This window comes from Spirosoma rhododendri, from assembly GCF_012849055.1.
In the GTDB taxonomy this organism is placed as follows: Bacteria; Bacteroidota; Bacteroidia; order Cytophagales; family Spirosomataceae; genus Spirosoma; species Spirosoma rhododendri.
Genome location: NZ_CP051677.1, coordinates 4,931,819 through 4,944,404, shown reverse-complemented (window position 1 = coordinate 4,944,404; position 12,586 = coordinate 4,931,819). Strand labels below are relative to the sequence as shown.

General features: G+C 54.7%; 6 protein-coding genes and 5 pseudogenes. 9 read left to right on the top strand and 2 right to left on the bottom strand.

Features of this window, described 5'->3' with window-relative positions; all coding sequences use genetic code 11:
• Positions 1-87 precede the first annotated feature (87 nt).
• The 5 genes and pseudogenes from HH216_RS20560 (at position 88) to HH216_RS20545 (ending at position 5,259) form a co-directional block, all read left to right on the top strand.
• Complete coding sequence (locus tag HH216_RS20560; protein ID WP_169552500.1) at positions 88-522, top strand: hypothetical protein; 435 nt, start codon at positions 88-90, stop codon at positions 520-522.
• A 342-nt stretch (positions 523-864) separates the two neighbouring features.
• Positions 865-4,502: pseudogene (gene dnaE, locus HH216_RS20555) on the top strand (DNA polymerase III subunit alpha).
• Between the two features lie 4 nt (positions 4,503-4,506).
• Entirely contained in the window at positions 4,507-4,752 is a 246-nt protein-coding gene (locus tag HH216_RS26950) for an element excision factor XisH family protein (RefSeq protein ID WP_408641740.1), read from the top strand.
• Complete coding sequence (locus tag HH216_RS26945; RefSeq protein WP_408641803.1) at positions 4,691-4,933, top strand: element excision factor XisH family protein; 243 nt, start codon at positions 4,691-4,693, stop codon at positions 4,931-4,933. Before HH216_RS26950 ends, HH216_RS26945 begins: the two co-directional genes overlap by 62 nt.
• Positions 4,921-5,259 (top strand): XisI protein, encoded by a 339-nt coding sequence (locus HH216_RS20545; protein ID WP_169552499.1) that lies wholly within the window; start codon positions 4,921-4,923, stop codon positions 5,257-5,259. Before HH216_RS26945 ends, HH216_RS20545 begins: the two co-directional genes overlap by 13 nt.
• Before the next feature lie 71 nt (positions 5,260-5,330).
• On the opposite strand, the pseudogene HH216_RS20540 reads toward HH216_RS20545, so the two are convergent.
• Positions 5,331-6,571 (bottom strand): annotated as a pseudogene (locus HH216_RS20540) (PQQ-dependent sugar dehydrogenase).
• 148 nt (positions 6,572-6,719) lie between these two features.
• Positions 6,720-7,205, bottom strand: coding sequence for a hypothetical protein (locus HH216_RS20535; RefSeq protein WP_169552497.1), 486 nt, complete (start codon positions 7,203-7,205; stop codon positions 6,720-6,722).
• A 153-nt stretch (positions 7,206-7,358) separates the two neighbouring features.
• Between HH216_RS20535 and HH216_RS20530 the strand changes: the two are divergent.
• From HH216_RS20530 to HH216_RS20515, 4 genes and pseudogenes are all read left to right on the top strand, one after another.
• Positions 7,359-8,452, top strand: a pseudogene (locus HH216_RS20530) (fasciclin domain-containing protein).
• Between the two features lie 265 nt (positions 8,453-8,717).
• A pseudogene (gene polA / locus HH216_RS26940) lies at positions 8,718-11,836 on the top strand (DNA polymerase I).
• A 2-nt stretch (positions 11,837-11,838) separates the two neighbouring features.
• Positions 11,839-12,254, top strand: a pseudogene (locus tag HH216_RS26935) (element excision factor XisH family protein).
• The gene (locus HH216_RS20515; RefSeq protein ID WP_169552496.1) at positions 12,239-12,580 is read left to right on the top strand and encodes a XisI protein; all 342 of its coding nucleotides are present in this window, start codon (positions 12,239-12,241) and stop codon (positions 12,578-12,580) included. The pseudogene HH216_RS26935 and the gene HH216_RS20515 overlap by 16 nt, the downstream one beginning before the upstream one ends.
• The last annotated feature ends 6 nt before the right edge of the window (positions 12,581-12,586 follow it).

Below are 12,586 nucleotides of genomic sequence, written 5' to 3'. Positions count from 1 at the left end.
CGAGTAGTTTTAAATTGGCTGGTCGTTAAGTAAGTAGCAAACTACGCGGTTTATGGTTTGATTATGAATCACTTACTTGACGAACATATGAAAATGCACTTTCATCAATTTGCTCCTGCATTGGTTGTTTTTGCGATTGCAGGTTGTCAGTCGAAGGAACCCGCAACGGAGTCATGCCAGCCGCCCCAGACGCTGATCGCCCAAGCACCCTGCGAGAGCGGTTACCCAGGCGTCTTGCTGATCGCTTCTGATTTTGAATCGGAGTCGAGTCCTTTTTTATTCGAGGTATTCCCCCAGGAAGATACGCTGTCGAACAACCTGTCGGTTCGGGCGTACAAGAACGGAGCCGATACGCGTGAGCGATTTTTGGTCGATGCCGCCGTCCTGAAAAACGCGCCCAAATTTATCGCTCAAGTGAGCCTGAACTGTCAGGGTAAAGAACGTAAATCGGCTTACTTCGCTTTCGTCAAACGCACTACCAGCAATCCTGGATGCTACGTCTGGGCGCAACAGAGACTATAGATCAGAACTACAGACTAGGCAAACGTCCGGCGTATTATTGAAATGGTAATGAATTAGGAGTTGGCTATATGATCATTGACGTACTTTGATGATGCGGAAGAACAGGTCGACCCGATGGCTTCTGATGCCATCACGTGGTCGGATGTAAAACAACGAATTAAGCAGGCGGTCCGGCAACTCGTATAGAATCAACCGGTTGCAGGACGGGGGTAAATTTTCTGACTACAGCATACCCATCTGCCCGTTGGATTAAGCTATTTTTATCGACGCGAATCCAATTAACCATCGGACAAACTGGTAAGCTGAGCAATCAGGCAATCAGAAAAATCCCGGCTCAGATCTATGCAGTTTTCCCACCTCCACACGCATACCCAGTACTCGCTGCTCGACGGGCAGGCCGACATCAAGAAGCTGATTAAGAAGGCTAAAGGCGATAATATGCCCGCCGTTGCGATCACCGACCACGGTAATATGTTCGGGGTGTTCGAGTTCGTGGCCGAAGCCGCCAAACAGGGTATCAAGCCCATCGTTGGCTGCGAATTCTATGTCGTGGAAGATCACACGATCAAGCAATTCACGAAGGAGAAAAAAGATGTCCGGTACCACCAGCTGCTGTTGGCAAAAAACGCGCAAGGATACAAAAACCTGGCGAAACTTTGCTCGCTGGGGTACATGGAGGGGCTGTACGGCAAGTACCCCCGCGTCACGAAGGCCCTCATCGATCAATACAAGGAAGGATTAATCGCGACGACCTGCTGCATCGGGGCCATCGTACCGAAAACGATTCTGAAAAAGGGCGAGGAAGCCGCCGAAATCGAGTTTAAGTGGTGGCTCGACCGCTTCGGCGAAGACTACTATGTCGAGTTGCAGCGGCACGAGATTCCCGATCAGATCAAGGCCAACGAGGTGCTGGTGAAGTTTGCGCGCAAGCACAACGTCAAAATCATCGCGTCCAACGATTCGCACTACGTCGACCGCGACGACTGGGTGGCGCACGATATTCTGCTGTGCGTCAACACGGGCGAGAAGCAGAGCACACCGTCGATGAAGGAGTTCAGCGACGACGAAGCGATGCCCAAAAATACCCGCTTCGCCTTCTTCTCCGATCAGTTCTATTTCAAGAACACGCAGGAGATGACGACGCTGTTTCACGACCTGCCCGAAGCCATCGACAATACCAACGAGATTGTCGACAAGGTCGAGACGCTGAAGTTGAAACGCGACATTCTGCTGCCCAACTTCCCCATTCCGGGTGAGTTCAAGCTACACACCGACGACGTAGCGAACCAATGGGAATTTCTGAAGCACCTGACCTACGAGGGTGCGCGGAAACGGTACGGTGAGATCGAAAGTCATGTACAGGAACGGCTTGACTTCGAGTTGTTTACCATTAAGACGATGGGCTTCGCCGGTTACTTCCTGATCGTGGCCGACTTCATTCAGGCCGGGCGCGATTTGGGTGTGATGGTCGGGCCGGGGCGGGGGTCGGCGGCTGGGTCGGCGGTGGCGTATTGTATCGGCATCACCAACATCGACCCCATCAAATACGACCTGCTGTTCGAGCGGTTCCTCAACCCCGACCGGAAGTCGATGCCCGATATTGATACGGACTTCGACGACGAAGGCCGGCAGCGGGTGATCGATTACGTCGTGCAGAAGTACGGCAAGCAGCAGGTCGCGGCTATCGTGACCTACGGTACAATGGCGGCTAAATCGGCCATCAAAGACGTGTCGCGGGTGATGGATTTGCCCCTGTCCGACGCCAACGCCCTCGCCAAGCTGGTGCCTGATAAGCCGACGTACAACATGACCCTGCGCCGGATTTTCGAGGACCCCATCGAAGGGCCGGGTGGGCTGGCGAACGTGATTCAGCCGGAAGAGGTTGAGAACGTCCGGCGGATGCGCGCGCTCGAACTGGGCGATCAGAGCGTGGGCCGGACGATGAAGCTGATCGATACCGAGAAGGTGCAGAACGTGCTGCAACAGGCGCGTCGGCTGGAGGGTACGGTGCGGAACACGGGCGTTCACGCGGCCGGGATCATCATCGCCCCCGACGACCTGAGCAACATCGTTCCCGTCTCGACCTCGAAAGATACCAACCTGATTATCACCCAGTACGAGGGTAAGGTAATCGAGGATGCGGGGGTTATTAAGATGGACTTTCTGGGGTTGCGCAACCTCACAATCATCAAGGAGTGCCTGCGGCTCATCAAGCAGAACCATGGCGGTTTAATCATCAACGGTGTCGAAACCGACATCGATGATATTCCGCTCGACGACCCGAAAGCCTACGAACTGTTTCAGCGCGGGGAAACGAACGCCATTTTCCAGTTCGAATCCGACGGGATGAAGAAGTACATGAAGGACCTCCGGCCCGACCGGTTCGAGGACCTGATTGCGATGAATGCCCTCTACCGCCCCGGCCCGATTCAGTACATCCCGACGTTCATCAAGCGGAAACACGGACTGGAAGAAGTCAAGTACGACCTGCCCGAGATGGAGGAGTATTTGGCTGACACCTACGGTATTACGGTCTACCAGGAGCAGTTGATGCTGCTGTCGCAGAAGCTCGGCAACTTCACCAAAGGCGACGCCGACGTGCTGCGGAAGGCGATGGGTAAGAAGGACCGCGCCACGCTCGACAAGATGAAGGGCAAGTTCATGGACGGCTGCGCGGCCAACAAGCTGAACCTGAAAGTCTGCGAAAAAGTCTGGACTGACTGGGAAGCCTTCGCGTCGTACGCCTTCAACAAATCCCACTCGACCTGCTACGCGTTCGTCGCCTACCAGACGGCCTACCTCAAGACCTATTACAAGTCGGAGTACATGGCGGCCGTACTAACAAGCTGCCTGGGCAACATCGAAAAAATTACGTTCTTCCTCGAAGAGTGTAAGAACATCAACATCCCAGTACTTGGCCCCGACGTCAACGAATCGGAGCGGGTATTCGGCGTGAACAAAAAGGGCGAAATCCGCTTCGGCCTGGCTGGTATCAAAGGCGCGGGCGATGCGGCCGTAGAAGCTATTATCGAAGAGCGCACTGCCGGTGGCGACTACAAAGACGTCTTTGATTTCATTATTCGGGTCAACCTGCGGACGGTGAACAAGAAAACGCTCGAATCGCTGGCTTACGCCGGTGCGTTCGACGCGCTGGAGCCCGATTATCACCGGGCGCAGTATTTTGAAGTCCCACCGACAGAAACCAGCCCGTTCCTGGAAAAGATTATTCGGTACGGCAACAATTACCACTCCGAAAAAGCAGCCGCGCAACAGTCGCTGTTTGGGGCGATGATGGGGGCGAACCGATGCTGGCGCGGCCCAAGCCGCCAACGGTAACGGTCTGGAATCAGATCGAGAAGCTGAAATTTGAAAAGGAAGTCGTCGGGTTTTACATCACCGGTCACCCGCTCGATGAGTTCCGGCTCGAAATGGATGGCTTCTGCAACTGCACCCTCGACAAGCTCTACGAAACCAAAACGCCCGAAATCAAGGTGGCCGGTATTGTGTCGTCGATGCAGGTTCGCATGACCAAGACGGGTAACCCGTTCTGTCTGTTCAAGCTGGAAGATTACAACACATCCATCGAACTGGCCCTGTTCGGCGACGACTACGTCCGGCTGGGGCAGTATGTCGACGTGGGCCGCTTCCTGCACATTACCGGTAAGACGCAGAACAAGTGGAACTCCGATCAGCTGGAATTCAAACCCGCATCGATCCGGTTGCTCAACGAGATGCGTGAAAAGATGTGCAAGGAACTCCGCGTGTCGCTGACACTCGACGTGCTCAATGCGCAGCTTATTAGTCAGATCAACGAGCTATTGAACGCCCATCCCGGTACCTGTAACCTATCGCTGAACGTGGTCGACCCCGACGAGCGGCTGGAAATCAGCCTGCAATCGCGCACGCTCAAAGTCTCCCCCGCCAACTCGCTCCTTCGCGCACTGGACAGCCTGGCAGGCGTAAGTTACAAGGTGGCGTAAGGGGATGCGGGACTACTACCATAAAGCGGCCCGGACGGCGCTGGAAAACGATGGATGGGTTATCACAGATGACCCGCTGGATTTGACGATTGGCGATGTAACGCTTTTCGCCGATTTAGGGGCCGAGCGAGTAATTGGGGCAGTGCGGGGGAAAGAACGTATCGCGGTAGAGCCGGGTCGCCGGTGCGATCAAGTCGTTTCTCGATCAATCACCCGTATCAGAGTTTCACAAAGCACTGGGACAGTATGAAAATTACCGGTTATCTTTAGAAGAACTCGACCCGGAACGAACCCTTTGGCTGGCTATACCGGAGGAAGCGTGGGAAAACTTCTTTCAACGTCCGTTCATTCAGAAAGCCATTAGTCGTTACCGCATCGAATTGATTGTCTTTAATCCTGAATCATTAACCGTCGTGCAATGGATACGCTAAGTCGTTACCGCGCTATTCTTAAAGAATTACTGGAGGAATACGCGTCGCTTCGGAAGAGTGCTACGCCCGATATCAAAACACAACTGGTGACCGATACGGTACATGACCACTATCAGCTGCTGGCGATAGGATGGCACAACAACAGGTTCGTATACAACGTCATGCTACACTTCGACCTGATCGACAAGCAGGTATGGATTCAACAGAATAATACCGATGCGCTCATCGCAGACGAGTTGGTCCAACGCGGTGTTGACCCAGACGATATTGTGCTTGGCTTTATTTCTGAACAGGCCCGCCGGCACAGTAAACTACACCGGGCCTGATCCCGGATATTAAACGAACAGCCCCGAATTCGATGAATCCGGGGCTGTTCGTTTAACAAACGTTGACCTACTTACTTCTTCGCAATCCGGTATAGTCGTCCCTGATCGGTGACGGCGTAGAGCGCACCGTCGTTGCCCTGCGTTACGTCGCGGAAACGCTGGTATTCGTCGGGTAGCAGTCGCTCTTCGCCCACCACTTTGCCGTTTTCGATGACGAGCCGGGCAATGTGCATACTACTCAGGCCACCGATAAACAGGTTATTTTTCCACTCGGGCATCATGTCGCCGGTGTAGAAAGTCATGCCGCTCGGCGAGAGCACCGGGTCCCAATAGTATACGGGCTGCTCCATGCCTTCTTTCTGCTGAATGCCTTCGCCCACTTTCGGACCGGCATACTCGATGCCGTAGGTGATCGTTGGCCAGCCGTAGTTTTTGCCGGGCTGAATGTGGTTCAGCTCGTCGCCCCCGCGTGGGCCGAACTCCACTTCCCACAGATCGCCCGATCCCGGCTGGAATGCCAGACCCTGCACGTTGCGGTGTCCATACGAATATAATTCAGGACGCGCACCGGCCTGACCAGCAAAGGGGTTGCCGGGGGCGGGTTGCCCGTCTTTCGTAATGCGGATTACCTTACCCAGCCCCGACGTGAGCGACTGTGCCTGCGGGCGGGTGACCAGATCAGAGCGTTCGCCGGTGCTCACAAACAGGTTGCCGTCGGGAGCAATCAGAATCCGGCCGCCGTAGTGCAGCGTGCCTTTGTATGCGGGTGTAGCGCGGTAGATTACCGTTGGGTCTTGAATCGTTTTCTCGTCGGCGGCTAGTTTGCCTTTGGCAACGGCCGTCAGGTTTCCTTCGGGCAGTGGCTCGGAAAACACCCAATAGACCATGCGGTTTTTGGCGAAATCAGGATCGACCCGGACCCCGAGCAGACCGCCCTGACCTTTGGCGTTGACCTTCGGCAGGCCCGTAATGGGTTCGCTTACTTTACCATCTGCCGTAGCGATACGCATGGTGCCTTCCCGCTCGGTGATGAGCAGTCGACCGTCGGGTAGGCTGGTGATACCCCACGGATTTTTAAGCGACTCCGTCAGGACTTTCCCTTCGTAGGGTGTCGTCGTTTTCACGCCCGCAATCCGGGTCTGCCCCGCCATCGCTGGCTTGTAAGCTGAATTTGGCTCCTTGGTTTCTACCGGGGGAGAGCCCCTGCTGTCGATGCGGTGGTCTGGTTACCGGCTGTCTGCTGCCCGTAGGTGGTTAGTGCCAGCGCGGATGCCGCCAGGAGCAGGAATAGTTGAGTTGGTACTGTTGGCATTGGGGTGTTTTCGTCGTGGTTATTGGTTGAGTGGCAGAGGGAAACCCCTGTACTCTGTGTTTACAAATAACGAATAGCGAACAGTTCAAATTGGCTGATATAATGAGCAGTTCAGGCCAGACTCTGATTTCGCCGTCTGTTGTTCCTACTACCGGCAGGCTGTTTTCGCCAGTGCGTAGCGGTAGGTTCCGCCGGGTTGTTTCAGTACCCATTTGCCCTGCTGCTGTACGCGCTCGCCATCGCCCCAGGCAATTGAGTCGCCCGACAGCGTCATGGTCAGCACATGGGTTTCGGTCACGCCCTCGCCCGACCGTTGCCAGTCGGCGGTGATGGTGTTGCCGGTTCGGGTACCGCTGAACGGGCCACGCGCCTGGTCTTTCTCGTAGGGGTTCACGTCGATCTGCCCCGACGCCCGGTCGCCTGTCAGTACCAGTTTTAGCGAGGTTGTATCGCGATTGAATACCTGCCGAAAACAAAGCGAATCTGGTGGTGCCGATACTGCCGATGCCGTAGTCGTTTGCGTTACGGCTGTCGAATCGGCATTGGTGCTGTCTGACGACGAATTCGATTTGCAGCCCAGCCCGATAAGCAGGAGGATCAGCAGATGGCAAATAGTGCGAATGGAGTAAGGCATGTGTCAGGGATTTAACAAATCGATTGCGCGTAAAATCAACGGATTAACTCAGCTAAATACGGCAATCCGACCAGTATTAAGGGCATCCGGCCCGGTCAGAACAACATTTTAACCTGACCGGGGGTTTGCCAAGAACGAGACTTTGTCGCTCCGATGTATCTAGTTCCAAACCTTCTACCAATGCACACCGATTACCCAAAGGCCACTGTTCGGACAACGGCCCTGCTTCCTCTGCTGCTGCTGATGTTAGGCTACCTAACTTCCTGCAAACCCAACGACGACAACACGCCTACAGTATCGACGATCAACGACCTGATTGTAAACGGGAACGGGTCAGTCGGGAATCGGTTCACTTTGTTGAACGCAGCCCTTCAGCGGGCTGGTCTGAGCGGAACGCTGGGTCAGGCCGGAACATACACGTTGTTTGCGCCCACTGACGATGCATTCAAAGCCGCTGGCTATACCGATGCAAACGCTATCAGCGCGCTTTCGGTCGCCCAGCTACAGGCGGTGTTGCAGTACCACGTGCTGGCCACCCGGCTCGATGCTTCGTCGATACCAACGGGTTTCAACACGGCCCAGACTACGGCCGCCGGGAGTTCGGTTTACCTCTCGAAAGGTACACTAACAACAACGACCTCGACAACAGGTACCTCAACAACGGCTACCTCGACGACGGCCACTTCGACAACCGCGACGGTTTTTTCTGTCAACGGGGCTCGTATTCTGACATCAGGCACGAATGCCAGCAACGGAATCATATACCCCATCGACCGGCTGCTGCTGCCCCCGGCCTTCGGGGACATCGCTGCGACTATTCAGGGTATCCCCACGCTGCGGCCCACGCTGTCGTTTACGTTTTTGAATGCCGCCGTAGCCCGCGCCGGTATCCTGTCGGCACTGACTTCGACCACCGCGCCCGTCACCGTCTTTGCTCCGACCGATGCGGCCTTTACAGCCGCCGTTCCGTCGATACGGTCGGTGGCTGATGTGAGCGCGATGCCCGTTGATTCGCTGCGTAAAATTCTGACTTACCACGTTGTACCGGGTCGGGTATACAGCCCACTCATTACGGCCGGGTCGAGCCTGACGACGGCGCAGGGGGCACGATCACGGCTGGCACGAGCACTACCGCCCTGACCGTAACGGGTCGGCGTAACGGCGGCACGGCATCAGGCATTACCGCCCCCGACATTACGGCTACCAACGGCGTCGTTCACGTGATCGATCGGCTGCTGCTACCTTAATTCAAGCCATAAATTTGTCCCTGACAGCAGGATGCTGTGGGAGATAATAGCTGTCCTTTATCGACAACGCAAAACGGCCATTTCTGCACAGGAATGGCCGTTTTGCGTTGCGCTAGCCGGAAAAAACCGGAATCAAAACCGGCCCGGAACTGTTAGGTAAAAAGGCACTGATCTGTCGTCAGGGCTGGTATCTTTGTGGGCGGTAGGCGTATGCTGTGATGGCAAACTACCGACTGTTTCGTATTTGTATTGTCTGCTTTTTCGCATGGCCAAACCCCAGAAAAAACTGTTTTTGCTCGACGCCCTCGCGTTGATCTACCGCGCTCATTTCGCCTTCAGTAAGTCGCCCCGGATTTCATCACGCGGGGTCAATACCTCGGCCGTTTTTGGTTTTATGAACGCCATGATCGAGGTGCTGACGAAAGAAAAACCAACCCACATCGGGGTAGCGTTCGACTCGTCGAAGAAGACGTTCCGGCACGAGCAATTTCCGGAATACAAGGCCACCCGGCAGAAACAGCCCGAAGATATCAGCGTCGCGACGCCCTACATCAAGCAAATCATCGAAGCCATGCACATCCCAATTCTGATTCTGGATGGGTACGAGGCCGACGATATCATCGGGACCATCGCCAAGAAAGCGGCACTGGCTGATTTTGAGGTATATATGATGACGCCCGACAAAGACTATGGGCAGTTGGTCGAGGAGCATGTGCATATTTACAAGCCTGCGTTCATGGGCAAACCTGCCGAAAAGCTGGGTGTGAAAGACGTACTCGAACGCTGGCAGATCGAGCGTATCGAGCAGGTAACGGATATGCTGGGGCTGGTTGGCGATTCGGTCGACAATATTCCCGGTATTCCTGGCGTGGGGGAAAAGACCGCCCAGAAGCTTATTGCTGACTTTGGTTCCGTCGAAAACCTAATCGCCAACGCCGATCAGTTGAAAGGCAAACTGCGCGAGAACGTTACCAATTTTGCCCAGCAGGGCATGCTCTCGAAGCAATTGGCAACGATTCACCTCGACGTACCATTGGCGTTTGACGAAGACAAGCTGCGCCACACCGAATACGACAAACCCCGGCTGGCGAACCTGCTTGATGAGCTGGAATTTCGGCAGATGAAGAGCCGGTTGCTGGGTAGTAATTACGACGAGCAGCCACTGCCCACCGCGTTCCAGAACAAACCCGCTGCCGGGCAGATGAACCTGTTCGACTCGCCGGGTGGGGATGCACCGGCGTTCCTGCCTTTCCCAAACATGGGGCCGTAAACCCGTCGGGGGCCGACGAACTGCCGTTTGATTTTGGGTCGATTGGTAGCGAACCTTCCGGTACGAATGCGTCCGGTGTAGATGCTCCTGCACCGGCCGAACCGAAGAAACGGGCGAAGAAAACGCCTGTGCAAGTGCCTGCCGCGTCGGGGTCGGAAGCGACGCCCGATGCCGTAACCGAAACCGTTACGACGGACGATACGGCTGGTGCGGAGCGGTCCGTCGACACGGTGACGGAAGCACCGGCTTATCTGGATGTATACCCCGACTACGAAATCGATGAGGTACAGCCCGAACGCCGGAAAACCATCCTGACGACCGTTCACGACTACCGGCTGGTCGACACGGCAGCACTGCGCGACAGTCTGGTGCATTTTCTGAATCAGCAGGAAAGCTTTTGCTTCGACTCCGAAACGACGGCCATCGACCCCGTCGAGGCCGATCTGGTAGGACTTTCGTTTGCCTACCGGACGGGTGAAGCGTTTTACGTGCCCGTTCCGCCCGACCGCACCGAAGCGCAGGCCATTGTCGATCAGTTCAAGCCCGTTTTTGCCAACCCAGCCATCGAAAAGATCGGTCAGAATCTGAAGTACGACCTGCTGATGCTGAAAAAATACGGCGTCGAGGTGCAGGGCAAGCTGTTCGATACGATGATTGCCCACTATCTGATCGAACCCGAAATGCGGCACAACATGGACATGATGGCCATGACGTACCTCAACTACAGCCCGGTCGAGATCGAATCGCTGATTGGTAAGAAAGGCAAAGGCCAGCTGACCATGCGCGACGTCGACATCCAGAAAGTGGTCGACTATGCCGGGGAAGACGCCGACATTACGCTGCAACTCAAGCACACGTTTGCACCTCAGCTGGAGAAAGACAGCCTGCACAAGCTGTTCGATCAAGTCGAGATGCCGCTGGTACAGGTGCTGACCGATCTGGAACTGGAAGGTATCACGATCGATACGAATGCATTGGCCGAACTGTCGGCGACGCTGGAAACGGACATGCGGCAGGTGCAGCAGGAGATTTTCAGTATCGCCGGGGAGACGTTCAACATCGGTTCGCCGAAGCAACTGGGCGAGATTCTGTTTGACAAACTCAAGCTGGACAAGAACGCCAAAAAGACGAAAACCGGCCAGTATGCGACGGGTGAGGAAGTACTGTCGAAACTCGAAGGCGACAACGAGATCGTGCAGAAAATTCTCGATTACCGCGAACTGATTAAGCTAAAGAATACCTACGTCGACGCGCTGCCGCTGCTCATCAGCAAGCGCGACGGCCGTATCCACACGTCGTTCAATCAGGCGGTGGCCAGCACCGGGCGGCTGTCGTCGGCCAACCCGAACCTGCAAAACATCCCGATCCGAACACCACGGGGCCGCGAAATCCGCAAAGCATTCGTGCCACGCGGGCCGGAGTTTCAGATCATGTCGGCCGACTATTCGCAGATTGAACTCCGCATCATGGCCGCTTTCAGTGGCGACCAAACCATGCTGGAAGCCTTCAACAACGGCGTTGACATTCACACGCAGACGGCTAGTAAGGTCTTCCACGTCGGGCTGGATGAGGTGACGGGTGATATGCGCCGGAAAGCCAAAACAATCAACTTCGGGATCATCTACGGTATCTCGTCGTTTGGGCTGGCCCAGCGGCTGAAGATACCGCGAAAGGAAGCCGCGCAGATCATCGAGGAATACTTCGCGGGTTTCCCGGCGGTGAAAGATTACATCGATCAGTGCATCGAAAAGGCGCGGGGCTTTGGCTATGCCGAAACGATCCTGGGCCGTCGGCGCTACCTGCGCGACATCAACTCGCGCAACCAGACCGACCGGATGTTTGCCGAGCGCAACGCCGTCAACGCACCAATTCAGGGCAGCGCGGCCGACATGCTGAAGATCGCAATGATTCAGATTCACGAGTTCATGCAGCGCGAGCAACTGAAATCAAAAATGATCCTGACTGTTCACGACGAACTTGTCTTCGACGCCCACCGCGACGAGATTGACCACCTGCGCGAACGCGTTGACCACATCATGAAGCACGCCATTCCGATGGCCGTCAAGATGGAAATCGGCATCGGTGTTGGCGCAAACTGGCTCATCGCGCACTGAGTATGGCACGTGATATTTTTCATCCCGTCGTTCGGGACGTATTGCTAAATGATGGCTGGACAATAACTCACGATCCGTATTATATAAACGTTATGGATCGCAGTTATGAGGTTGATCTCGGGGCTGAACAATTGATGGGTGCTGAAAAGGGCCGGAAAAGATAGCTGTCGAGGTGAAGAGTTTTCTGGCTCCATCGTTCAATTATGAGTTTCATACCATTTTGGGGCAGTACCTGAACTATCACACGTTTATGGGTATTCAGGAGCCTGACCGCGTATTGTATCTAGCGGTGCCGATGGGAATTTACTCTACTTTCTTTACCGAGGCTGCTACTCAGCTAATTCTGACTAAATTCGGATTGAACGTGGTTGTCTACGATGTTGAGACCAAAACGGTAGAAAAATGGATAAGAAACTAGTTCACTATGCATCAATCATCACGGAATGGTTTGATGCGTTTATAAAGCGTCGAAATAGTGGCCCGGATGCTGAATATGAATTAATTACTGACACGGATCACGGTCATTTTCAGGTGATTCGTACCGGATGGCGGAAAGATGCTTTTGAGTACAGTGTTGTGCTGCATTTTCAACTCAAACCGACGGGAAAAATCTGGATACTGGTCAACAATACTGATCGGCTCATCACCGATGATTTGCTTGAGCGGGGCATACCATCATCAGATATAGTTATCGGCTTTTTGCCAGAGTATATGCGTGCCCACTCAGGGTTCGCTGTCGCCTAATTACCC